Raw genomic sequence first — 24,792 nt, 5'->3', positions numbered from 1 at the left:
TAAATGAATAAGGATATCTCAAACAATCAATTTCTTTTGATTGCCCCGTTGCGTAGAGGGGTTAGGCTTTAATTACGCACCAAACAAATGCACGGTTATTTATGCATCAGTAAAGAAGGGATCAGCATCCAAAAACAAAACCGCCTGTCACGTTAACGCGACAGGCGGCTCTTGAAAAAGTATAAGGCATAGCTGCCTACCTGCGGGAGGCGCGGTTGCTCATCACATGCTGCAGAATTTCCTTTTCTACTTCCCTGTCTATGGGGCGACGGGGCTTTGTGCTCAGGATGGTGCCATCTTCGTCTATCAGGAAGTAAGCCGGCACGTCTTTGAGGCCATACCTTCGGGCCAGTTCGTGGCCCTGTCCCTTCAGGTATAGCTGCACGCCGCCAAACCCTCTCGACTGCACCACATTGCGCCAGGCCTGTTCGTTTTCATCTACTCCTATATTTATGAGCACCACGTCGTGGGGCTGTAGTTTTCGGGCCAGTTCCTGCGCATGCGGTTGTTCTACCATGCACAGGCCACAGTCCGTGCGCCAGAAACTCAGGTATACAATCTTGCCTTTAAAATCGCTGAGCGACACCAGCTCCCCGTTTATATCCTTCAGGCTGAAGTCAGGAGCGGCGCTGCCTATACCCAGGCCCGGGTGGCTCTCGTACTGGCGCAACAAGTTGGTGTGCACGGCGGCTATACCTTCGTTCTGGCTGAAATCCTGCAGCATGGCGGGCAGGTGCAGCACGTTGCCCTGCTGCAGCGACAGGCGTATGAGGTAGGCTTGCGCCATTACGCGCGCCGGCCCCTGCAAAGTATAGCTCACCTCATCGTACACCTTTTTATAGTAGTGTATGTCGCTCGTTTCCAGCTTGGCTTGCTGCCCTATAAACCGGATGTAGTTGCGCAGAAAAGCCGGGAAGCTGATGGCCTCCAGACTGGCAGGCCCCTCCATTTCCAGGTCATCCAGGAAATCGAAGTAGGTGGCAGAAGGACTAAGCTGCATTGGCAGTCGCATCAGCTCGCGCATATCGAAAAAGGTGAGGCGATCGTTGGCGTAGCTATATTCGATCTCAGCCAGTATCATTTGCCGGAAATGTTCGCTCACCGGCTTGGCTTCTATCTTTTTTTCGAAGATGGCCAGCTGGTCTTCCTTGCGGAATTCCAGAAACTGTAGAAACGCCTGTTCTGAAAGCCGCACATTGTCGGGCAGGGTCTGGTAATCTTCCTCCTCGTCGAAGCGATAGGTATGCAAGGCCAGGTAGTTGTTTTCGTTGGCGCCCTGTCCGCTGTATTTCAGCGTCTTGAGCATTTTGCCAGCTGCAAACGAAACCTGCAGTTCAAAGCCCGGCTCCAGGTATAGCGGCACTGATTCGTCGCCGTACACCAGCTCAACTGTCATAGGTTTGCTAACGGGCAGCTCAAACCTGAAACGGCCCTTGTTCACCTCGGCAAATGTGCGCTGTTCTTCCGGAAATAATAAAGAGGGGAGGGAGGCGATGAAGATGTCATCCTGCAGGCCTTTTTGAACTTTTCCCGTAATGGTAACGGTACTTTGAGCCAACAGGCAATGCGTTGCCAGCATGCATGCCAGCAATAGGGTAAGCGTCCGTTTCATAGGTACAGTGGGTAGGGGTGTCTTATAGAATCTAATTTTGGTTGAGTTAGCCGCAAATCCGATCTCCCCGTCCAGGACGGGTAACCGCTCAGCTAACGCACTCAACATTAATTATATAGAATATAATTCCAAATCCCAACGCTGCCCTAAAAGTTATACGAAAGATAGAAATCCTTCCTGCTTAAAGCACAATTCTAACCAAACAGGGAGGCAAACACTTCCTCCAATCGTCCAAAAGCGTGCACGTTAATCGAAAACTTGCTCAGCTCCACGCCTTTCTTGTTGTACTTGGAGATGTAGATGTCCCGGAAGCCCAGCTTCTCGGCTTCGGTAATACGGTTTTCGATACGGTTTACAGCCCGCACCTCGCCGCCAAGGCCTACTTCCGCTGCAAAACACGAGGTGCTGGGTATGGCAATGTCCTCGAAAGAAGAGAGGATGGAGGCGCACACGGCCAGGTCAAGCGCGGGGTCTTCCACCTTCAGGCCGCCGGCTATGTTCAGAAACACGTCCTGTGCACCGAGTCTATACCCGCCACGTTTCTCCAGCACGGCCAGCAGCATGTTCAGACGCTTGCCGTCGAAGCCGGTGCTGGTGCGCTGTGGCGTGCCGTAAGTGGCAGGCGTTACCAGGCTTTGCACCTCGATCAGCAAAGGGCGGTTACCTTCCAGCGTCGCGCCAATAGCTATACCACTGAATGCATCCTCACGCTGCGAAATCAGTATCTCAGACGGGTTGCTCACTTCTCGCAGGCCTGTGCCCAGCATTTCGTAAATGCCTAGCTCAGAAGTAGAGCCAAAACGATTCTTGGAGGTGCGCAGAATGCGGTAGGTCATGTGGCGGTCGCCCTCGAAGGTCAGTACCGTGTCCACCATGTGCTCCAGTATCTTAGGCCCGGCCAGGTTGCCTTCTTTGGTGATGTGCCCGATCAGGAAAACGGGCGTACCACTTTCTTTGGCGAACTTCAGCAACTCCGCTGTACATTCGCGCACCTGGCTCACGCTGCCCGCCCCGGCCTCTATGAAGGATGAATGCAGCGTCTGGATGGAGTCGATGATAAGTACCTGCGGGCGCAACTGCTCTATTTGTTTGAAGATGTTCTGGGTGCCGGTTTCGGTCAGGATGAAGCAGTCGGAGGTCTGGGCATTGAGGCGCTCAGCCCGCATTTTGATTTGGTGCTCACTTTCCTCGCCGCTCACATACAGCACCCGCAGCCCCGTCAGGCTCAGGGCAATCTGCAGCATCAGCGTGGACTTGCCTATACCTGGCTCGCCGCCTATCAGCACCATGGAGCCCGGCACAATGCCGCCGCCCAACACCCGGTTCAGTTCCTGGTCTACGGTCTGGATGCGCTGTTGCTCCTGGTAGTTGATGTCGGCAATGGGTTTAGGCTTGTTGGCCACCTGCGCCGAACTGCTGGTATTGCCTACTTTCCATACGCTGGTAGGGGTGAGCTCTTCGCGCTGCACCACTTCCTCCACGTAGGTGTTCCACTCGCCGCAGGCAGGGCATTTGCCAATCCACTTGGCTGACTGCGCCCCGCAGTTCTGGCAGAAATAAGAAGTTTTGATTTTAGCCATTCAGCTTTATACCTATGCAGCCCTTTTGAATTCGGGCTGACGTGTTCTTAAATTGATTAAAAAGGAGTGCTATACCTGTTCTGGTTTTACCGCTTCTTCTACCGGCACCTGCTTAAAGTATACCCTGAAGGTGGTACCTTGTCCCAATTCGCTTTCCAGCTCTATGCGGCCGCCATTGTTTTCAATAATCCGCTTCACAATGTACAGGCCTATACCTGTGCCTTCTACGTGATTGTGCAGGCGCTTAAACATGTTAAAGAGCTTTTGCTCCTGTCCTTTTTTGATGCCAAGCCCATTGTCCTGTACGCGCAGCACCACATAATCATCTTCCATATAGGTGCTGATGTGCACCTCCGGCGCCTGATCCGGCTTACGGTACTTGAGTGCATTAGACACTAGGTTGTAAATGATGCTACGCAGGTTCTTGCGGGCATACAGCAGATTCTTCACCTGGAAATCTACCTGCACATTCGCATTCGACTCCTTTGCGAGACTGTCAATATCCAGCATCACATCCTGCAATATGTGCTCAAACTCCAGTGGCTCCACTTTGGCGTGCAACCCTTTCTGCACTTTGGTGATCTCTGCCAGGTCGGCAATGGTCCGTTTCAGCTTGTCGATCGCGTCTGCCAGCATGTCAAGCAGCTGCTTGTCTTCGCCCTCCAGCTTGCCTTCCAGGATGTCGCGCAGCAGGTTGGACAGACCCTCCATATTGGCAATCGGAGACTTCAGGTCGTGCGAGGCGGTGTAGACGAAGTTGTCGAGGTCGTTGTTGGTGCGCAGCAGCTCCATGTTTTTCAGGCTGAGCTCCTCATTGGTCGACACGAGCTTGGTGCGGGCCTTTACCAATTCTGTTACCTCCACCGCAAAAATGAGCACTGCCTCCGGTTTGCCCTTCGCATCCATGAGCGGCTGTATCACGATGTTGAAATAACCTTGCGTCAGGCTGCCGTTGTTGTGGTTATCCACCATGAGGGACACTTCCTTGCCTACATAAGGGGAGCTGGTTCCAAATACCTTCTTTATCTCCTCCAATACACCCCGGTACTCCAGTTCGGGATGGGCCTCGCGCAGCGTTTTGCCTACCAGCAGGCGGTTACCGAACAGCTTACGATAAAGCGGATTGGCCAACAGGTACTGCTGGTCCGAGGCGCGCACAAGCCCTACCAAGGCCGGCACCTCAAGGAATAGCTTCTGGAGCAGCTCGGCATTCTGCTTCACTTTGCGGTCCGCCTCTTTTATATCCGTAATATCGATGGCCGAACTGATATGCCCCAGGAAGTCTCCATTAGTACCGACGCGCGGCGTGCAGGTCACCACCATCCAGCGGTACTGCCCATCATGACGACGCATGCGCACCTCTATACTGAAATCGCTTTCTGAGGCAAGGGCGCTGTTATACTGCTCATCAAAGCCCGGCATGTCCTGCGGATGGATGATCTGCTGCCAGCCGAAGTTGATGCTGTCTTCGAAGTTCTGCCCGCTAAAGTCAAGCCACTGCTTGTTCACATACACGCTCTGCTTCCAGATGTCGAGGATGGTGATGATCACGGGGGCGTTGTCGGCCATTGTACGGAAGCGGGCCTCACTCTCAATAATAGCTTGCTGAGCTCGCTTCTCTTCTGTAATGTCCTGCACCTCAATGATAGCATAGGCCTCGCGGCTGCCGTCTTTGATCAGGTGAACTGCACAGGATACGTCGAAAAAGCTGCCGTCTTTACGCACGAATACCTCCTCGTACACTCCCTTCGACTTCACCCCGTTACGCAGCGCACTGAGCAGTGGGCAATCTGATGCGGGGTATGGCGTGCCGTCCGGCCTGGTGTGGTGCACCATCTTGTGCAGCGACTTGTTCTGCATCTCCGAGAAGTCAAAGCCGGTCATTTCTTCTGCGGCCGGGTTCATAAAGGTACAAATGCCATCTGCGTCGATGATAAACAGGGCCGCCGTGGCATTGTCGGTAATCGTCTGTTTGAGGCTGTTGGAGCGGCGCGTATTGATGAGCGACCAGATGATGAAGAACATCAGCAAACTGATGATGGTACCACCCAGCAAAATAAAGTAAGGTAGTTCAGTATCGGCGGAGCGCGCAAACGAGGGCTTGGCAGAAAAGTACACGCGCCATGTCTGATTGCCGATGCTCAGGGTACTCAGCATGTCAAGCTCCGGTTTTTTAGCAGCATGATAATGCAACACGCTGTCTGTATTGAAAAGCAGGTCTTCTTTTCCCAAGCCAGTGCCATCGTACACTTCTATATCCAGGTCGCGGTAATTACTCCCCCACACAGCCAACATCAGGTCTTCGGCCCGGAAAGGACTGTAAACGTACCCTTTGATCAGCCGCTGGCGCTCCTTGATGGATTCGGGCTCGGCATTGTCCTCATAAATGGGCAGGTAGATCAGGAAGCCGGCCTGCTCGTCCACTCCTGTTTCCTGCACGAGCCTTACCTTGCCAGACAGTGCCGGTTTGCGGGTATCACGGGCCATCTGCATGGCCGAGCGCCGTGTCGAGTCGCTGAACATGTCGTAGCCTATGGCCCGCCGGTTGCGTTTGTCGAGCGGCTCCAGGTATATGATGGAGGTATAGGTAGAACGGGGGTTGTCCGGACGGATAGCATAATCCTTGAAACCTTCCTTGCGAAAGCGGCTGATATGGGCAGGCAACTCTTCGGGTTTCACAAAATGGGTATAGCCCACGCCCTGTATGCCAGGATAGTTTTCCTCCAGCTTCAGCGTCCTGTAATATTGTGCCCAGTCTTCGCGGGTAATTGTGTCGGATGCCACGAAAAGAGCCTTCGCCCCCACCAGTATCTGGGTATAGTCGCGCATGCGCAGTTCCAGTGCCTGAGTAGCCTGTACTGCCTTTAGTTCGAAGAGTTTTTCGTTTCGCTCCAGCGCCTTCTTCTTCGTCTCTGAGTAAATAAAAAGTGTTAACAGAAAAATAAGCAGAAAAGACGAGATCGCGATCAGATACTCCCGGACAAACGCTACCAGTTTGGAAAGTTTCATAAATGAAATGAACAGGCTATTCAAAAAAACACCGGCCTTGCGCAAAACAACGGCCGGCAGCAGCACTTAGTTCAATGGTTAGGTCATCAAAAATAACGAATTTATTGTAACCCCTGCAACATTTAGGGGGCTTAAAATCCAGAGGTGGCGGCACTGCGAGCCAGCCCTTGGTTATACCTGAGTTATCTATAATTAAATGGATAATGCCGAATTAAATACAGGAAATTGGGCTTTGCGTGTTAATTTTACATTAAACATCTTTTTACCATGATAGATATTCTGAAAAGCCTGCTGTTGAGTTTCATAGCTGTGGCTGTACTCCTGCCTGTGCTGCGCTATGCGCTGCGCCGGCTATCACCGGCAGGGCAGAAGGCTTCCATAAGCGCCGACGAGTCGCGCTACATGCAGAAGAAAGAATGGCAACTGACAATTGCCTACTTTGTTTTTGCCTCGGTGCTCTCCGTGTTCTTTGCAGGGGCGCTGGCCATGCTCGCCAGCATACTGCACCTATCCTCGGAGCACATGTTTGTGCTGACGCCCAATTTCAAGGCCTTCTTTGCGCCTGGCCTGCTGCTGGGTCTCACCACGGCGCTGCTGCCGCTGCGACTCTCACAGAGCACGCTCCTTAGCCAGGACCTGGACCTGTACAGACAATACCTGATCCAGCAGGAAGGGATTCGCTCCACCCGTATCTACCGTATCCTGTTTGCTTTCATGCTGGGTATCTCGGTAGTGGTGCTTTGGTTTGCCATGCGCTGGCATGTGAACGTAGACGAAAACCAGGTGCAGTTGACCAACATGCTCAACCAGGAGCGCACCTACCCGCACAGCGCGATCGAGAGCATCCACTACCTGAGTGAGGAGGGCGGGTACCTCATCACGTTCGAAGACCAGACCATCCTGAACACATCTTACCTGAAGCCTGTGCCCTTAGATATGATTGCCCTTTTGTCCGACCGCTCGGGCAAGCGCGTGATCCGATAAACAGGTAGGTATAGGCCATACCCTGATTATACCTGTACAGCGGCCGTGAAAGAATATTTTCGTAGTTTTGCCGGAGTTAAACTGATCCTTTAAACCTAAGTATAAACGATATGCAAGTTCGCGTAGAGAAAGACACGATGGGCCCGATTGAGGTGCCTGCCGACAAATACTGGGGCGCGCAGACACAGCGCTCAAAAGAAAACTTCACGATCGGTGGTCAGCAGATGCCGAAAGAGGTAATTGAGGCCTTCGCTATCCTTAAAAAATCGGCGGCACAGGCCAATGCCGAGCTGGGTGTGCTGGCGCAGGACAAAGCAGACATTATCTCGCAGGTATGCGACGAGATTCTGGCAGGCAAGCTCGACGACCAGTTTCCGCTGGTGGTATGGCAGACAGGCTCGGGCACGCAGTCGAACATGAACGTGAACGAAGTGGTGGCCAACCGTGCGCACGTAGTGCTGGGCGGCAACCTGATGGATGAGAAAAAGAAGATCCATCCGAACGACGACGTGAACAAGTCGCAGTCTTCTAATGATACCTTCCCGACAGCCATGCACATTGCCGCTTATAAGAAGGTGGTGGAGCACACGTTGCCCATGGTGAAGAAACTGCACGACACGCTGCAGGCGAAGTCTGAGGAGTTTATGGATGTAGTGAAAATCGGTCGTACGCACCTGATGGACGCCACGCCACTGACACTGGGCCAGGAACTGTCTGGTTACGTGAAGCAGTTGGAGTATGGTATGAAGGCGCTGAACAACACGCTGGACCACCTGAAAGACCTCGCGCTGGGCGGCTCTGCCGTGGGTACAGGCCTGAACACACCAGCTGGCTATGCAGAGCTGGTTGCTGAGAAGATATCCAAGTACGCTGGCCATGAGTTCCGTACGGCTCCCAATAAGTTCGAGGCACTTGCCGCGCATGACGCCATGGTAGAAACCTCCGGCGCCCTGAAGCAACTGGCTGTGTCGCTGATGAAGATCGCTAATGACATTCGTTTGCTGGCTTCTGGTCCGCGCTCAGGTATAGCCGAGATTCTTATACCTGAAAACGAGCCAGGATCATCTATCATGCCAGGCAAAGTAAACCCAACGCAAGCCGAGGCTATGACCATGGTATGTGCCCAGGTAATTGGCAACGACGTGGCAATCTCAGTTGGTGGCATGAACGGCCATTTCGAGCTGAACGTGTTCAAGCCGGTGATGATCTACAACCTGCTGATGAGCGCCCAACTGATCGGCGACGCCTGCGACTCGTTCGACAAGCATTGTGCTGTAGGTATAGAGCCGAACACGGCCCGCATTAAAGAGAACCTCGAGAACTCCCTGATGCTGGTAACGGCCCTAAACCCGCATATCGGTTACGATAATGCTGCCAAAATCGCGAAGAAAGCCCACAAAGAAGGGACTACCCTACGCCAGGCGGCCATCGCACTCGAATTGCTGACAAACGAGCAGTACGACGAGTGGGTGAAGCCGGAAGATATGATCGGCAGCTTGAAGAAGTAAAAAATACATCTGACTTACAAAGCAAAAGCAGCTCCAATTGGGGCTGCTTTTTAGTTTTACAATGAGACCTCATATACTTTATACACCTATTCTTCTATAGCTACTATTAGTTTAAGGAAAAGTAGTTGCTGTTTAGGCTGCTTTTCGTGTTTTCTATCTTGTTTTGGTGCCTGTAGTTAAAAACATCATGTGCTTAGAACCCGTTCTGATTAAATTTGTAAACAAAACAGGTCTTGCTTTTAACAAACACCTTATAAGCGCTGTAGCTTAACTTTAATTATATAAACACTTATGGAAGTAAATGCTTCATTTTGGATTGGGTTCAACGTATTCGTGCTGCTTATGCTTGCCCTTGACCTGGGGGTTTTTAACCGGAAGGCACACGTAGTTTCTGTAAAAGAAGCCCTGACCTGGTCAGGCGTCTGGATCAGCCTTGCATTAACTTTTAACGGGCTTATCTATTACTGGTTTGGTGAGGCGAAAGCGGTAGAGTTTCTGACCGGTTACCTTATTGAGAAATCGCTGAGTGTAGACAATATCTTCGTGTTTGTGCTTGTTTTTGGTTATTTCGGTATACCTGCCATCTATCAGCACAAGATCCTGTTTTGGGGTATCCTCGGGGCGCTGGTCATGCGCGTGATCTTTATTTTCGCTGGCGTTGCCCTCATCGAGAAGTTTCACTGGACTATTTACATTTTTGGTGCCTTCCTGATCTATACCGGATACAAAATGTTTACGAATAAGGGCACGTCAATCGATCCGGAAAACAACCCGGTTATCAAGTTTTTCAGGAGGGTGATGCCAGTGACAAACCAATTGCATGGCGACAAGTTTTTCGTAAAAGTCGACGGCAAGCGGCTTGCAACTCCTTTGTTCTTGGTACTGATACTGATCGAAACCACCGACCTGATCTTTGCTGTGGACAGCATTCCGGCTATACTTGCCATTACGCAGGACCAGTTCATCGTTTATACCTCTAACGTTTTCGCCATCCTGGGACTGCGTTCGCTGTATTTCGCCCTCGCCCACGTAGTAGACCGTTTTGTTTACCTGTCCTACGGTCTTGCCATCATACTGACATTTGTAGGCACGAAAATGCTATTGATCGATATTTTCAAGATCCCTACTTTCATATCCCTGCTGGTGATCGCCATCATCCTGATCTTTAGTATCGTTTTGTCTTTTGTGAAAACAAGGAAGGACAATCGAATGAACGGGCAGGGGATGTAGTGATGGTCCTTTTCTTCGGTTAGAAGGATGAAGCTGCCGTCTGATGGAAGCTTCACGTTTTAGATGATACAACAGAAAAAGCAGCTCCGAGAGGGGCTGCTTTTTTGCTTGGCTTTAAAGTACAATTTAATTCGTCCTAAAATAATTATCCGCCAAAATCTTATCTCCTGCATTTCTCAACATCTGGTTAAAGAAAATCCTCGATTTTAATCCAATTTCTTAAACAGTTCCGGAATAAGTCACGTATCCCAACCCAGAAGCTTCAAGTAAGCAACATACCCCTTCTTGTTACCTATTAACCTACATTCGACCAACTAGGGCGAATCTCAATGGCTATGCATTAGTTTAATGCACGACGATTACCGCAGTACATAATGCAATTTTAATATTTCAATTCTTTAACCAATACATAGGCTTTTTTATTTTCTTTTTCACCCAGTTATTTTCCCTATGAAAACATTTAGTACAAAAACATTCGCCATTGCTTTCGCTTCCCTTTTCCTTTTCTCCTGTGAGCGCACCGACGAGCACGATGTTGTTGCGCCTATGGCTACTGCGCAAAGCGATAACCTGATCGGCTACGACCCGACAACCTGCAACCTGGTGCAGTCATTTGGTGAAGGCCCACTGCCCCGCACAGCTGACGTGATAGAAGAGGATGGTGCCGTCATGATTGTAAAGGCCCAGAAGAGAGGGCAAAATGGCAAGTATCTTCCGGAAACGCCGGCACTGTTGCTCGACGCGCACGATCCGGCTACCGATCTCGTGAACTGGATGGATGCCAACATGCTGGCGATGAATGGCCTGCTAACAGTAGGTGATGGCACCGGTCAGAAAGCCAACCGCGAAGGCGGCCGCCTTGTGCTGGACTTCTCGCCCGTGAGCACGGTTACAATGAAAACCATGGTTTTCACGGATATTGCCGACGAGGACAAAGGCTCTAAAGTGGAACTCTATAGCCGCAGCGGCCAGTTGCTGGAGCAGAAGGAAATCCCGACCGGAGAGAAAAACTCTACTGTAATTGTGTCTTTTAACAATGTACCTGGCGTAGCAAAAGCCATCGTGACTTTCGGAAATGAACGGAGCAAAGTAGGTTCTGGCGCTGTGGCACGTCTGCAGCTGTGCATTGAAGGACAGGGACGCTACGATGACGCCCGCTATCAGGATGTGCATACCTTGTGGCTGGAATATACCGGAGAAAAACCTGCCAATGTCACCGTAAAGTCGGTGCAGGAAGGGAACAGCGGCAACGTAGTATTTGAAGCGAAAGGCATGAAACCGGGCACCGCGTTTAAGATCGCAGCTTCGGCGGCCAACGCATTCGGAGAGTCTCTGGAGATCAAAACACAGCGCGGCGAACAGCAGCTTATACCTGTCAATGCAGATCCTTCTGCGTCATTGAAGAAAGAATATGGCAGCTTCAGGGTAATAGAAGCCCGCTGCTCCGATTACCCGCTTAAGTTAGAGGAGTAGGTTTGGAAACTGAATAAACAGGAAAGCAGCTCTGAAAGGGGCTGCTTTTTTTGTATATTGTTTTATGAATGAAAAAGAAGATATAGTAAAATTATACGAGAAAGTAAAGGGTAAAGGCACCTTCACATATCTTAGAGAACTAGACCACTTTAAGAGTGGGGAGTTTTACAAGTTTTACCTATTCTTAAAAGCGAATCGGCAGGTATTATCTATTCTTAGGTATAATTACTTTCAACTTATTGATTTAGTAAATTACCACATCTCAGCTGAAAATCATTCAAAAGTTTGGAATAACATTAACTCAAAATATAGATGGAGACAGCAAAGGATGATTACAACTCAGCTCTTTAACTATCTAACCAGTGTATTTGCAACAGTAGATTACTCTAGAAGCAAGGTCGAAAACTACATTTCTCTAAAACCGGAATTAGAAAGCAAATTTAAACTAGGTAAAGAAGCTTGGTTTATCAAGAATCCACAGCACCGGTTTATTCAAGATTTGAGAAATTATACTAGTCATAATTCATATTTAAGAATATCGACTGAATTCAGGTCAAATAGGCAAGCAAAGCAGATAGAAAGAAACGTATACCTATTAAAGGAGGATCTGCTTAATTCTGATAAATGGACTAGTATATCTAAAGATTTCCTTCTATCACAGGATACTAAAGTATATATCATAGATATTATCAACTCTCACTTTCCCATATTCTCAGAGTTTCAAGACTGGAGCTACTTAGCCCTCCTACAGGTGGACCCTAATTTCACATTAGAGTCTAGAAATCAACTTCAATCTATACTTGATTTTGCTGAAAAAGTAAATCTGGCTCGGACAACTCTTCCTTTCAATCGCTCTTATATTAGATATCTGAACCTAATTATTGATGAGAGTACAAATAGATGTGCATCTGAGTTTAAATATTTAACCTCAACCTCTCGGGTTTAGCAGTGGTACTTGCCAATACATATCGTAACATAGTACCATGACCAACCCTTCAACAAGCTATACCTACCAAAAAAAATTCCCCGGCAAAGGCGGCTGCACTAACCTATCACCTATTCCAGGTATACACGCGCATCTAGTTGCAGGAGATGCTACATTCTACTATAACCATCTGCCTCTACCATAAGTATGCTTAGTAATGCTATACCTAAACACATACCTATGGATAAACTTAAAAACAAAGTGGCCCTGATCACTGGCTCCGACTCAGGTATAGGCCAGGCTACGGCTATTGAATTCGCTAAAGAAGGGGCGGATGTTGTGGTGACCTACCATACCGACAAAGAAGGCGCGGAGAAGACGCTAAGCGAAGTGAAAAAACAGGGCAGGAAAGGTATAGTGCTGCAGGTAGATATCAGTGACGAGCAGGCGGTGGAAAAGCTTTTTGAGCAGGCCCTGAAAGAGCTTGGCTCCATCGATATACTTGTGAATAACGCAGCGGTAAATGGCTCTGGCATCAACGTAGCCGACATGGACACGGAAGTTTTCGACAGAACGATCAAGACCAATCTGTATGGTACCTTCTTCTGCTCCCGCGCTTTTATCCGGCACCGCAAACAGCAGGGAGGCAAAGGCAAAATCGTCAATGTATCGTCGGTGCACGAGGAGATCGTGTCGGCGGGCACAGCAGACTACTGCGCCTCCAAGGCCGGTGTTCGCAACCTCACCCGCACTCTGGCCCTGGAACTGGCGGAAGATGGTATCAACGTGAACAACGTTTGCCCCGGCATGATCCTGACGCCCATGAACCAGGAGGCGATAGATGACAAAGAAAAACGCGAAGAGAGCGAACAGAATATCCCGATGAAGCGGGCGGGCGGGCCAGAAGAGATCGCCAAAGTAGTGCTGTTCCTGGCCTCCTCGGACGCTGACTACGTGACCGGATCGAGCTACTTTATGGATGGCGGCCTGTCGCAGTACATGGGGCAGGGAGCATAGCCTATACCTGATACCCCGGTCATCCTGTCATAAACACCCTTGTGGTGCGTTATTTGTATACCTTTGTATGCACAAATTAATTACTGTTAAGCTTATGAAAATCGCGAAAGACCCATCTGAATATAACAAACTGACACCAGACGAAGAGCGCATCATTGTGCGCAAGGGCACCGAATACCCGGGCACTGGGGAGTATAACAACTTTAAAGGAGAAGGGGTATACCTATGCCGCCGCTGCAATGCGCCGCTCTATACCTCCGAATACAAGTTTGAATCGAACTGTGGCTGGCCAAGCTTTGATGATGAGATAACGGGCGCCGTGAAGCGTATACCTGATCCGGACGGACATCGCACCGAGATCGTTTGCGCCAACTGCGGCGGCCACCTGGGCCACGTGTTCGAGGGGGAGTACCTTACCCCTAAAAATGTCCGCCATTGCGTCAATTCCCTCTCCATGAAATTTGTACCGGTCGAAGATCTGGAAAAGTAAATCACAGGTATAGCCGCAGGCAAATGTTCAGGCACAGGCAACAGTTATCGGCTAGTGACCGCAAAGATGAAAGCGGTATTTATGTCTGTACTTGTTGCGGCTATACACTGTTCGAGGCGAGCAGGAAATTTGAAGTCGGATCTGGCTTTCCAAGCTTCTGGGAGCAGTTTGGCGACCATGTTATCCACAAGACGCTCAGCACGTACGAGCGGGAGCGCACACAGCTGTTGTGCGGCAAATGCGGTCAGCACCTGGGCCATCTCTTCGAAGATGCACGCACGCCCACACAAGTCCGCTACTGCATCAACCAGGCTACCATCCGTTTTGTAGAATAACCAGAGCGGGCTATGCTTTAACTTTATACCTGCCTGCACAGTAAACCACAGCAAAAACTAAATATCCTCACCCTGATAGATGCTAGCATGAGCCGACCCTCTTTTATCAGAAGCCGCTTAAACAGTTTCCGGTTTGCTTTCAATGGCCTATCGGCCGTCTTCCGCTCCGAGCGTAACATGCAGCTGCATGTGCTGGCCAGCATCGTTGTGCTTGGCATGGCTTATGGCTTTGAAGTTACCCGGGTGGAGTGGTGCCTGCTTATTCTTTGCATCGGCATGGTGTGGGTGGCCGAGATCTTCAACACCTCCATCGAAACGCTTACCAACCTGGTGTCGCCGGAGCATAACATCCTGGCAGGCAAAACCAAAGACCTGGCGGCCGGTGCGGTGCTGATGGCGGCTATTACTGCTGCGGTTGTTGGTTTGATCATCTTCATACCTTATTGGGTCGAGTACGTAAACACTGAATTGTAATTGCCGCAAATGGCAGGTACAGGTATAATGCTGCACTTGAATCGGTGTTTAGCCATAAATATCCTACCTTTGCGCTTCGTTTGAAAATTAACCGCTATGGCTGCACCAAAAATACTTGTGTGGGCACTTACACTATTGCTGATGACGTCTTTTGTCAGTTGCCAGACAGCGAGCAGTCCTACAAGCTCCGGAGTGGAGCAGGAAAAGGCCGCTCCGACAGGCTGGCTGAGTGAGCTCATCCGGGAACTGGAGCAGGAAGACGTAGCCAACCCACCGGCCAAGGTATACCGCTATACCTATAAGGAGCAGGAGGTCTACTATCTGACCAGTCGTTGCTGCGACATCCCCTCCAGGGTATACGATACTAATGGCAACCTGCTGTGCGAGCCTGAAGGCGGCATAACTGGCCAGGGCGACGGTCGCTGTGCGGATTTTTTGGATGCCAGGACAAACGAGACCTTGATTTGGGAAGATAAAAGAGAATATAATTGAGATGACTGGAAACGACGTATTAAAGAACCTTTCGGAATATAACATCTGGGCCAACCAGACGATGCTGCACGTATTCGATTCGCTGCCAGAGTTGCCCGCTAACGCAGCGCGCCTTTTTAGCCACGCGCTCAATGCGCAGGCCATCTGGATAGCCCGCATCACCGGCACTGAGAGTCCGGTGAAGGTATGGCAGGAGCACAGCCTCGAGGAACTGCACAAGCTGCACCAGTATGCTTCGTACAAAATAGCCCAACTGGTTGCCAACTCCGACGACGAAGAGTTTAACCGCCTGATCGACTACACCAACAGCCAAGGTCACAAGTATAGCACCCGCGTACTCGATATCCTGACCCACGCCTTCAACCATGCCACTTACCACCGCGCTCAGGTAGCCACTGACCTGCGCAAGTGCGGCCATACCCCGCCCAACACCGATTACGTGACGTACGTGCGTGAACTGATGGGGCAGGTATATTAATTGGTCTACAAAGGATTTTTAGACAAAAGATAATCAGACTTTAAATGAAAAAGGGAGCCCTTCACGATGAAAGGCTCCCTTTTTGTTTACTTTAGAGAATAAGACAAGCCAGGTATAGCTTGTTTCAGAAACTTATTTTGTTGGCAAATTAACCGTCCCCAGGTCTTTAATCTGATCCTGTGAAACGCTGATGTTTGTTAGGGTCGTGTCGTTTACAGCACCCGCGGTATAGAACTTCACCGAATAGGTACCCGCTTTCACACCTTTGATCAGGAAATCGCCGTTTTCATTGGCAAAACCACCGATAGTGTCATTTTCAGCAGAAATCACATAAATACCTGGTTTAGCCTCAGCTGGCGTTACTCTGCCTTTTATACCACCCGCTATTGCCTGGGTAATGGTGCGTACTACTGGCTTCAGGTTATACTGTCCATTACCTCTCGCTACAACCGACTTGGCTGCATCAAAGTCCAGCAATACCACATAAGTTACATCTTCGCGCAGGTCGGCGTTCAGTTGTAACTTCACTCCCGAAGTTTGTCCACTTGGCGTTTTCAGACCAACCACTTCGCCATTCTTAAGCTTAAGCGAGTTGTTCTCTCCTAGTACCAGTCTGATCTGGGAAATAGTGCCCGCCGGCAGGTTGGCAGAAGCAAGCAGCGTGTCGCGTCCGTTGGCAAAGTCAAGCAGGTTGTATATACCTGGGTTGATCTCGTCGAGCGTTTGCCAGCCGCTTTCGCTGTCTGTATTCTCTTTGTGGATCTGCACGGAGCGGATGTCCACGTTCACCTCGTCGTAGTCGCCAGGGGCGTCCGTCATGCGTACTTCCATACGGGCAGTGCCATTGCTGTCGGACTCGCTGTCGCAGGAACTGAACCACACCAGGCCACTCATCAGAAAAGGAATTACAAATTTTGCTTTCATAAAAATTACATATTTAAGTTTCATAGCAAATATCTGTACCTTAAATGAAGATAGAATGAAGAATCAGATATCGCTATATTTTCTTTACTCAGGAATATGGATTTGTTTGGTTTCTCCGATCCCTGCGAATGCAAAACGATAAATAGTCTAACAATGTTATATAGCTTTAAGAAAATAAAAGCCGGCAACCATTATCGGCTGCCGGCTTTTGCTTGTTTAAAAGAGTGCAATTGCCTTAGGGCCTCACCTTTATAAATTTATACCTTACTGCTGCTGTACCTTTGTGGTATCAGGCTGTGCAGGTGGGGTAGCTGGTTTTGCCCTGGGTTTCAGGAAGTCCGTTATCTTATCAGTTGCCTGTTTTTTGATCTGCTTTTCGGCTTCCAGTCGCTTTTTCTCCAGTTCCAGACGCGCCTTGTCCTCGGCTTCCTGTCGGCGGCGATCCAATTCGTTGCGCACGCTGTCCTGCACCTGTTGCTTCTTCTGCTCCAGCTGCATTTTCGCATTATCCACTTTGCTCTTCACCACACTTTCTACCAGGTCTTTGGCCTGCCCCTTGACACTGCCGCCCGCCAGCGCCACACGCGGCTCCGACAATGTGCCGCCAATGTTCAGGTTCAGGGTGATGCGATCTGATGTCTTCAGGGCCTCGTTGCCGATCAGGCTGCCCAGTCGGGTGTTCAGTTCACGGCCTACCTTACCGGCCGGCACATTAAGCGCGGTCACATAGTCGATGTTGCCGTTCACGTTGTTAGAGCCGCCTACTGTCATTTGTATGTCGCCCACTTTCATGTCAAACGGGCGAATGACCAGGCTACCGTCTATGATCTGGGCATCGATACGCTTGTTTTGGATGACGAAGTTTTGCAGCTCTTCAAAATGAGTGAGCCGGCTGATCTGGTCCACGATCTTCACATCGCTTACGGCAGCTTTCACTACATCGATTATACCTGATCCGTCCAGTGTCTTGAAAATCGGGATCATGTCTTGACCTATCTCTCCATTAAAGTTAAACTTAGTGGAGAAGGTACCGTCGAGCAGACCTGCAATAGGGGCAACTACTTTAATGGTATTAAAAGCATTGAAGGCCTCTTTAAAACTCAGGTTCTGCACGTCAAGCTTCATGTCAAATAGCGGCTGCTTCAGGCTCTGGGTGTTGTAGCTGCCACTGGCTACAAAAGCGCCGCCCAGCGTATTGAATTTCACAGCCTCTAACCGGGCTACTTTGTCCTTCACGAGCACGCGGCCATCCACATTGTTAAGCTTCAGGTTGTCATAAAGCACCTGCTTCGCATCTACATGCAGGGTGATGTCCAGGTTCTCCGGTACCGGCACTACGCCCTCAGCCTCGGCTGTGGCATCTGTAGTCTGCCCGGTGTTTTCGTCCACCATCCACTCGTTCACATTAAAGGTATTGGAGCTCAGGTTGAAGTTACCGCGCAGCGACTGGTTTTCGGCCAGGGCATAGCCTATGTAGTTAGACACCGAGCCGCTGGCTTTGAAGTCGCTTTGGCCGAGGAAGCCGTTCATGTTGTTAAGTTGAATGCGCTCGTTGTTGAACACGGCGTCAGCACTGCTGATTTTTAAGCCCTGCGGCAGATCGGTGCTCACAAAGCTCAGGTTCTTGATTCCCATGGTGCCGTTTGCCATCACGTTGCCATACTTCTCAGCTTCGATATCCGACATCTTGCCTTTGGCTGCCACGTTGGCATTGATGCGGCCGGTTACGGTCATACCTTCCTGCGGGAAAATCTTGGTGAGCTTCTCCAGATCCAGTATACCTTTTATCTGGCCATCGAAAGCAGGGCTCGCTATACCTTGCACCAGCATGCGGCCCTCCAGCGGTTCGCCGTCCAGGGTCATGTTGAAGCGCTCTACATTAATACGGGTGTCGTCGGTGTTGCCTGTTTTGTTGAGGATGTTTACCACAGCATTCAAGTTCTGGATAGGAGCGGGGAAGTCCTTTGACTTCACATAACCGTTGGTTAGGCGCATGTCGGCGTCGATTACCGGCATGCTCTTTTCGCTGTAAGTGCCCTTTGCATCGGCATCCACTTTCAGCAGACCACGCAGCGTCATACCTTCCACGGGAAACACCTTGGTTACTTCGTCCAGGTCGATGTCGGCCTTTACGTTACCGTCGACCTGCATCACTTCTATACCTTTCACCAGCACGCGGGCATCAATCGGGTTCTTACCCATGTCCATGTGGAACTTGCGAACATCTACCACAGTGTTTTCCATGTTGCCATCCGGATTGTCGATGCGCATGTCTACGTTGATGTTGCGGGCGGCCTGCGGCAGGTCAGGGTACTTGAACATACCTTCACTCACTTTTAGCTCCGTGCCGAAGCCCGGCATCAGGGTATCGTTGAAACGCCCCTTCACATAGCCGTCAAAACTCAGGTTACCTTCCGTCTTGATGTCCTTAAAATCTTCTTTGAACATACCCGGCACCACAGAAAGCACACTTCTGAAGTCGGTGTCAGCAGCTTTAAAAGTTAGGTCGAGGTCAATGTCTTCTTCGGGCATCAAAATGGTACCGGCAAATTGTACCGGCAGTTCATTGATACGGATGTGGTTGTCTTTAAAGGTAAAGAGGAACTTGTCGAGGTCCATTGCCATGGTCACGTCAGCGTCCAACACGGCGTTTTCGATGTAGTTTGCGCCGTCGTAGGTCATCACAAAGCGGTCGGCGGTGGTCTGCGATTTCATATCAAAGATGCTCTTCTCAAAGTCGCCGCTGCCAGTGTGCTGCACGTTGTAGGCCGCCATCCCGAATGGAATGCTCAGGTCGTCGTAGAACAGGGTGCCGTTGGTGATATCCCATTGCTTTATCGCCATCCGGAAGTCGCTGGCTGCTGTGTCGGCTTCAGCGGTTGTGGTGGTATCGGAGATGAAAATGTCCCAGTTTGCCTTGCCGCTCTTGAGCACGAGCAAACGAATGGTCGGGTCATCGAGTTTGATGCTGTTCACCTTAACCCGGTTACCCGTAATGACACTCATCAGGTCGAGGCCCATTCTGAAAGAAGGGACCTTCGCCAGCGTATCGGTTGCAAAGGAATCCTGACCAACAACCAGCAGGTTCTCCACCCCCAGCGACATGTTCGGGAAATCCCGGAAAAGGGAAAGGCTTACATCATCTGTCGCATACACAACGGAGGCATTGATATTCTTGGCGATCTCTTTGTCCAGGGCCTGTTTAATTTTATCTTTGAAGAGCAGGGGCACTAAGGCCGCGAAAGCCAACAATACTGCTAAGAAGACAAAAAAACCGATAACTACTTTTTTCATATAGGTGGTTGCGTTTAGTAAAAGCTAAGCTATATAATTTTATAGCGAAAACCATGCAGAAATTATACAAGCTCTGTAGCAATAACCGTTCAGGAGTACTGAAAGTATGCGTATAGGCCTCACAAAATTACTTTTTTGCCTGATGATTTGCCTCTGCGGCCTGCAAGCAACAGGGCAAGATGCGCATTTTACGCAACAGTACGCCAACCGGCTATACCTGAATCCTGCCTTTAGCGGACTGGGCCGCGACTGGAGTGTGGCCATTGCCCACCGCAACCAGTGGCCTTCGCTCAACGGATCCTTCATCACCAATCAGCTCTCAGCCGACTATCGTTTTGAGGGCACCAAAAGTGCAATTGGGATGGTACTGCAGCAAGACCGCGCCGGTATTGGCGGATTACAAAAACTGCAGGCCGCCCTGGCCTACGCCTACCACACCCGCCTCACCGAAAACCTGGCTCTCGCTGCCGGCCTACAAACCACTGTTGCCTCGCTACGTGTCAATTACGATAACCTGGTGTTTGGCGACCAGCTCTCTGACTACGGCCAAACTGCCCTCACTTCAGCCGAGGCCGGCCGGTTCGATCCTACTAATTATGTAAGCTTTGCCGTGGGGAGCATCTTGTACAATAACAATTTCTGGGCAGGGCTCAACGTATCGCACCTCAACCAGCCAAACTATGGCTTTGATGAGACGACTCGTCTGCCCCTGCGGTTTGTAGCAAATGCCGGGTATAAGTTTTATCTTAGCACTGGCCTTGTGCGCAGCAATGCCGAGTTTAGCGTAAGCCCGGCCCTGAATCTTACCCATCAGCAAAATTTTAGCCGTGTTGATTTAGCCCTGTATACTATCTATTCGCCTTTGGCGTTAGGAGTAATATATAAAGGAGTCCCTGTAACGGGTGCCGAGCAGGATCAGAGCTTAGGCGTGATCACAGGTGTAAGCCTCAACAGGCTCCGCATCGGCTTCAGCCACGACGTGGGAGTGAAGGGTTTTGGCAGGCAGGCGGGAGGGGCGAATGAAATTTCGCTCGTTTTTGAACAACTTAACTTAAATAATTTGTTCACAGGCCGTCGATCGTCCAAAATAAACCATAACATTGTTTGTCCGGCATTCTGAATTTAGTTATAATTGCACGTTAAATTACATTAAAAGAACCTTATCATTAGTAGGTCCTAATCTATGAAGCTTATTAAGTATGTATCTGCCGTTGTAGTAGGAGGGGCTCTCCTTGCATCATGTGGCAAAGGTGGCGGCTATCCAACTAGCACTGACCCAGGCGATTACAGCTCGGCCACGGGTATTGAATACAACGAGGACGAAACTGCGTTTCAGGTAAACGATTACGAGGATTTCCCTCAGGCACCGGGTCTTGTATTTATTGAAGGTGGCCGTACCACGCTGGGCTCTATGGAGGAGGACATCGCCATGACCCGCGACAATATCGAGCGCACGGTAACGGTAGCTTCTTTTTACATGGACGAAACTGAGGTGGCTAACATCCACTGGCTGGAGTACCTGCACTACCTGAAGCGTGACTCTATACCTGAGGTATACGTAGCTGCTCTTCCGGACACGACTGTATGGTCCCGTCAGCTTTCTTTCAACGACCCTTATGTAACGTATTACCTGCGTTACCCTGGTTTCCGTTTCTTCCCGGTGGTAGGTGTGAGCTGGCTACAGGCCAACGACTACTGCACCTGGCGTACGGCTAAGGTGAACGAGAACCTGGCCAAAGAAGCAACAACTGGTGATACAAAGAAAAGAGGTCTTTTCGGAAGAAACCGTACAGAGGAAGCAACCGAAGCAACTGCTCTTTCCATCGAGTCTGGCTATGTGTTGCCGAACTACCGTCTCCCAACAGAGGCTGAGTGGGAGTACGCTGCCCAGGCTTTGATCGGTACGCAGTACAACGAAGACGAAAACCAGAACAACAGAAGACTATACCCTTGGGATGGCCACCAGCTACGTAACCCACACGGCAAAAAAATGGGCCAGTTCCTGGCGAACTTCAAGCGCGGCCGTGGTGACTATGCCGGTGTAGCTGGCTCACTCAACGATGGTGCCATGATTACGGACTACATCTACGCTTATCCGCCAAACGACTTCGGTCTGTACAACATGGCTGGTAACGTGAACGAATGGGTGCAGGACGTTTACCGCCCACTTTCATTCCAGGATGTAGAAGATCTGAACCCATTCCGCAGAGACGGCTATCAAGATGAAGCTGAAAACTATGACACAGCAGAAGGTTTCCATTCCCTGATCAGCAACGAAGTACGCGTTTTCAAAGGAGGTTCATGGAAAGATGTAGCTTACTGGCTATCTCCAGGCACCAGAAGATTCATGGCGCAGGATTCATCTACAGCAACAATCGGTTTCCGTTGCGCGATGATTAACGCTGGATCTAACAGATAAGAACTAACAGTTAATACTATATTTTAAAGAGCCCGGGATTTACCCGGGCTTTTTGCATTTATACCTAGGCCGCCGCAATAGTGGTCACACTAACTTCGCTGCAGCCACTCTGCAACAATGCGTGGGCGCAGGCTTCCAGTGTCGCACCGGTTGTTAATACGTCATCAACCAAAAGCACACGCTTGCCACTTACTTCCTCCGCCTGCTTCACTACGAATACCTGTTCCACATTCTGCCAGCGGTCGAGGCGGCTTTTCTTCGTCTGGGTGTCGGTGTCAATCACGCGCTCAAGCACTTTGCTACTCCATGCTATTTGCAGTGCTTCTGCTAAACCTTTGGCAAAACCATCAGACTGGTTGTAGCCACGGCGCCGGAGTTTCAATCGGTGTAGCGGCACAGGTATAACCAGATCGAAATGTGCTGCATACCCATGTTCAGCCAACAGTGTACCGTACAGCCTGCCCAAGTGCTCCCCGAGTTCCTGTGCTCCTTTATATTTAAGCTTGTGAAGTACACGCTGCACTCGCCCCTTGGATCTGAAATGCAGATAAGAAAACGCGAACCTGACCGGCGCCTTCCCCCAGAAACGCTGTTGTAGGTAGTTCAATTCGGTAGCTCCATGCAAATGTAGGTCGGTATAAGGTAGTTTCACGTTGCACTCGGTGCAGATATAGCGTTCTCCTCGGGCCAGTGTCTGGTCGCACGCATGGCAAATTTCGGGGAAAAGCAGGGACAGAAAATCCTGAAACATAGCAGGGCTGGTGTAGTTAAGGTATTCTTGATAATTTCAATTAACTTTATCTGTTATACTTTTAAAAGCATAAAACAGTCACAGCACACACAACAATGAGTCAGATAGAAGAATTCAACGAATACCGTACGCGCATGAACGATCGCATCATGTCTTACGATAATAAAGTAATTAAGCGCTTCTTTAACCTCGACACCAACACCTACGCGGACGGTGCCCTTGATGTAAAAACCAAGGAAATGCTCGGCTTGGTGGCCTCTATGGTGCTCCGTTGCGACGATTGCATTAAGTATCATCTGGGCAAATGCTTCGACGAAGGCGTTTCGGATGAGCAGGTGTTTGAGGTGTTTTCTATAGCCAACTTAGTAGGAGGTTCTATCGTGATCCCGCACTTCCGCCGCGCAGTCGAGTACTGGGAGGAACTTAAGGCCCAGCAAAGCGCTTCGTAAATAAAGTTTTCCAAATGCTGGGCTGTTCACTTGTTGCTGCTCTTCGTTATTCTTACGCTATTGAGATCAACAATTAAACAATCCAGCCATTTAACAATTAACTGATATGGCCGACGAATCATCTAACCTGGAGCACAGATGGACCAATCTGCGGGCTTCTATGATGAAGACTTTCGGGAAGAAGCCTGACTTGAATGCAATCCTTTTTCTGATAGGTATACAGGAACTGGGCAGGGGCATCTCGGAATTTACAAAAGAAGAAAAACAGGACCTGATGCACATTGCTACCTGCAAGGTATTCAGTCTGTCGGGTTTCTACGAATTAGAACGGGTCGACGAAGAAGGTTGGCCCCATTACCGCTCTGCTAAACCTATACCTTTCACCAATCTGAAAGAGCAGGAACGAATGCTGAAGTGGCACATCCTGGAGTACTTTGACAGAGCTGACGAAATTTAACAACTCAAAAAAATTATTAAACCTATGCCTGCAGCATGTTTCTCCTTATAGTTAAAGGATAGGCATGCTGCCATTGCATGGTTGTGAAACAGTACGTATGAAGATTATTACATATAACGTAAACGGCATTCGTGCAGCTATTTCCAAAGGATTTCAGGATTGGGTAAAAGCTGCTAACCCGGATGTACTTTGCCTGCAGGAGATAAAAGCCTGCGAAGACAAGTTTGATCGTGCCATATTCGAGGACATGGGTTATAACGTATACCTGCATCCAGCTGTGAAAAAGGGGTATAGCGGGGTGGCCATCCTCAGCAAGGAGAAGCCGAAGCATGTGGAAATAGGTTGCGGCATGGAATGTTATGACAATGAGGGCCGTGTGATTCGGGCAGACTACGACGATTATTCGGTGATGAGCGTATACATGCCTTCCGGATCGAGTGGTGATGAGCGGCAGGGTTTTAAAATGCAATGGCTCGACGACTTCAATGGGTATATCGGTGACCTGAAGCAAACGCTGCCAGGTATGGTGATCAGCGGCGACTACAACATCTGTCACCAAGCGATCGACATCCATAACCCGAAATCGAATGCCAATAGCTCCGGCTTTTTACCTGAAGAGCGTAACTGGATGACGCAATTTATTGAGAGTGGCTTTGTGGACAGCTTCCGCCACTTTAACAAGGAGCCGCATAACTACAGTTGGTGGAGCTACAGGGCAGGGGCACGAGCCAAGAACCTGGGCTGGCGTATCGATTACAACATGGTGACGGGCAATCTGCAGGACCGTATGCAACGGGCAGCCATCTTGCCGGAGGCCAAACACTCTGATCACTGCCCGGTTTTATTGGATATTATATAGTACAACATCCTATACGTATACTAAATCGACCT

The 24,792-nt window shown here is 49.9% G+C and carries 22 protein-coding genes; 16 read left to right on the top strand and 6 right to left on the bottom strand.

Translation table 11 applies throughout. From position 1 onward, the window contains the following. Window positions 1-196: 196 nt before the first annotated feature. From L1278_RS05050 to L1278_RS05040, 3 genes are all read right to left on the bottom strand, one after another. On the bottom strand, window positions 197-1,612 hold the full coding sequence (locus L1278_RS05050; RefSeq protein ID WP_253401538.1) for a TlpA disulfide reductase family protein: 1,416 nt from the start codon (window positions 1,610-1,612) through the stop codon (window positions 197-199). Between the two features lie 194 nt (window positions 1,613-1,806). After that, window positions 1,807-3,192 (bottom strand): DNA repair protein RadA, encoded by a 1,386-nt coding sequence (gene radA, locus L1278_RS05045; RefSeq protein ID WP_253401536.1) that lies wholly within the window; start codon window positions 3,190-3,192, stop codon window positions 1,807-1,809. 69 nt (window positions 3,193-3,261) lie between these two features. After that, window positions 3,262-6,201, bottom strand: a complete 2,940-nt coding sequence (locus tag L1278_RS05040) for a CHASE domain-containing protein (RefSeq protein ID WP_253401534.1) — start codon at window positions 6,199-6,201, stop codon at window positions 3,262-3,264. 267 nt (window positions 6,202-6,468) lie between these two features. Here L1278_RS05040 and L1278_RS05035 point away from each other — a divergent pair, with 267 nt between their 5' ends. The 11 genes from L1278_RS05035 (at window position 6,469) to L1278_RS04985 (ending at window position 15,607) form a co-directional block, all read left to right on the top strand. Further along, the gene (locus tag L1278_RS05035; RefSeq protein ID WP_253401532.1) at window positions 6,469-7,185 is read left to right on the top strand and encodes a hypothetical protein; all 717 of its coding nucleotides are present in this window, start codon (window positions 6,469-6,471) and stop codon (window positions 7,183-7,185) included. A 110-nt stretch (window positions 7,186-7,295) separates the two neighbouring features. After that, window positions 7,296-8,693: a class II fumarate hydratase gene (fumC, locus tag L1278_RS05030; RefSeq protein ID WP_253401530.1), complete on the top strand. Its 1,398-nt coding sequence runs from the start codon at window positions 7,296-7,298 to the stop codon at window positions 8,691-8,693. 291 nt (window positions 8,694-8,984) lie between these two features. Beyond that, complete coding sequence (locus L1278_RS05025; RefSeq protein ID WP_253401527.1) at window positions 8,985-9,923, top strand: TerC family protein; 939 nt, start codon at window positions 8,985-8,987, stop codon at window positions 9,921-9,923. Window positions 9,924-10,373: 450 nt separating this feature from the next. Next, window positions 10,374-11,396, top strand: coding sequence for a hypothetical protein (locus tag L1278_RS05020; RefSeq protein ID WP_253401525.1), 1,023 nt, complete (start codon window positions 10,374-10,376; stop codon window positions 11,394-11,396). 64 nt (window positions 11,397-11,460) lie between these two features. Beyond that, window positions 11,461-12,342 carry a hypothetical protein gene (locus L1278_RS05015; protein ID WP_253401523.1) on the top strand — a complete coding sequence of 294 codons (882 nt, stop codon included), beginning with the start codon at window positions 11,461-11,463 and terminating at the stop codon, window positions 12,340-12,342. Window positions 12,343-12,561: 219 nt separating this feature from the next. Continuing rightward, window positions 12,562-13,338 (top strand): SDR family NAD(P)-dependent oxidoreductase, encoded by a 777-nt coding sequence (locus L1278_RS05010; protein WP_253401521.1) that lies wholly within the window; start codon window positions 12,562-12,564, stop codon window positions 13,336-13,338. 94 nt (window positions 13,339-13,432) lie between these two features. Next, complete coding sequence (locus tag L1278_RS05005; protein WP_253401518.1) at window positions 13,433-13,828, top strand: methionine-R-sulfoxide reductase; 396 nt, start codon at window positions 13,433-13,435, stop codon at window positions 13,826-13,828. A gap of 23 nt (window positions 13,829-13,851) precedes the next feature. After that, a complete protein-coding gene (locus L1278_RS05000) occupies window positions 13,852-14,163 on the top strand; it encodes a peptide-methionine (R)-S-oxide reductase (RefSeq protein WP_253401516.1) in 312 nt (103 codons plus the stop codon). Window positions 14,164-14,250: 87 nt separating this feature from the next. Next, window positions 14,251-14,637, top strand: coding sequence for a diacylglycerol kinase family protein (locus tag L1278_RS04995; RefSeq protein WP_253401514.1), 387 nt, complete (start codon window positions 14,251-14,253; stop codon window positions 14,635-14,637). Window positions 14,638-14,733: 96 nt separating this feature from the next. Continuing rightward, window positions 14,734-15,129, top strand: coding sequence for a hypothetical protein (locus L1278_RS04990; RefSeq protein ID WP_253401512.1), 396 nt, complete (start codon window positions 14,734-14,736; stop codon window positions 15,127-15,129). Between the two features lies 1 nt (window position 15,130). Then, window positions 15,131-15,607 (top strand): DinB family protein, encoded by a 477-nt coding sequence (locus L1278_RS04985; RefSeq protein ID WP_253401510.1) that lies wholly within the window; start codon window positions 15,131-15,133, stop codon window positions 15,605-15,607. 132 nt (window positions 15,608-15,739) lie between these two features. Here L1278_RS04985 and L1278_RS04980 read toward each other — a convergent pair whose 3' ends face one another. Together L1278_RS04980 and L1278_RS04975 are read right to left on the bottom strand one after the other, a co-directional pair. After that, window positions 15,740-16,531, bottom strand: coding sequence for a DUF4382 domain-containing protein (locus L1278_RS04980; protein ID WP_253401508.1), 792 nt, complete (start codon window positions 16,529-16,531; stop codon window positions 15,740-15,742). 264 nt (window positions 16,532-16,795) lie between these two features. Beyond that, window positions 16,796-19,825 (bottom strand): AsmA-like C-terminal region-containing protein, encoded by a 3,030-nt coding sequence (locus tag L1278_RS04975; protein WP_253401506.1) that lies wholly within the window; start codon window positions 19,823-19,825, stop codon window positions 16,796-16,798. Between the two features lie 106 nt (window positions 19,826-19,931). Between L1278_RS04975 and L1278_RS04970 the strand changes: the two genes are divergently transcribed. Both L1278_RS04970 and gldJ read left to right on the top strand, forming a co-directional pair. Next, the gene (locus tag L1278_RS04970) at window positions 19,932-20,945 is read left to right on the top strand and encodes a PorP/SprF family type IX secretion system membrane protein (RefSeq protein ID WP_256488441.1); all 1,014 of its coding nucleotides are present in this window, start codon (window positions 19,932-19,934) and stop codon (window positions 20,943-20,945) included. 63 nt (window positions 20,946-21,008) lie between these two features. Continuing rightward, window positions 21,009-22,244: a gliding motility lipoprotein GldJ gene (gene gldJ / locus L1278_RS04965; RefSeq protein WP_253401502.1), complete on the top strand. Its 1,236-nt coding sequence runs from the start codon at window positions 21,009-21,011 to the stop codon at window positions 22,242-22,244. Window positions 22,245-22,308: 64 nt separating this feature from the next. On the opposite strand, the gene L1278_RS04960 is transcribed toward gldJ, so the two are convergent. After that, window positions 22,309-22,995 carry a ComF family protein gene (locus tag L1278_RS04960; RefSeq protein WP_253401500.1) on the bottom strand — a complete coding sequence of 229 codons (687 nt, stop codon included), beginning with the start codon at window positions 22,993-22,995 and terminating at the stop codon, window positions 22,309-22,311. A gap of 95 nt (window positions 22,996-23,090) precedes the next feature. On the opposite strand from L1278_RS04960, the gene L1278_RS04955 reads away from it, so the two are divergent. The 3 genes from L1278_RS04955 to L1278_RS04945 all read left to right on the top strand — a co-directional run bounded on the left by L1278_RS04955 (window position 23,091) and on the right by L1278_RS04945 (window position 24,760). Further along, window positions 23,091-23,444: a carboxymuconolactone decarboxylase family protein gene (locus L1278_RS04955; protein WP_253401498.1), complete on the top strand. Its 354-nt coding sequence runs from the start codon at window positions 23,091-23,093 to the stop codon at window positions 23,442-23,444. A gap of 106 nt (window positions 23,445-23,550) precedes the next feature. Further along, entirely contained in the window at window positions 23,551-23,901 is a 351-nt protein-coding gene (locus tag L1278_RS04950) for a hypothetical protein (RefSeq protein ID WP_220626147.1), read from the top strand. Window positions 23,902-23,998: 97 nt separating this feature from the next. Continuing rightward, a complete protein-coding gene (locus L1278_RS04945; protein ID WP_253401496.1) occupies window positions 23,999-24,760 on the top strand; it encodes an exodeoxyribonuclease III in 762 nt (253 codons plus the stop codon). Window positions 24,761-24,792 lie beyond the last annotated feature (32 nt).

Origin of the sequence: Pontibacter sp. HSC-36F09, from assembly GCF_024171605.1 — a bacterium.
Lineage (GTDB): Bacteria > Bacteroidota > Bacteroidia > Cytophagales > Hymenobacteraceae > Pontibacter.
This window is presented reverse-complemented; position numbering and strand designations above follow the sequence as displayed.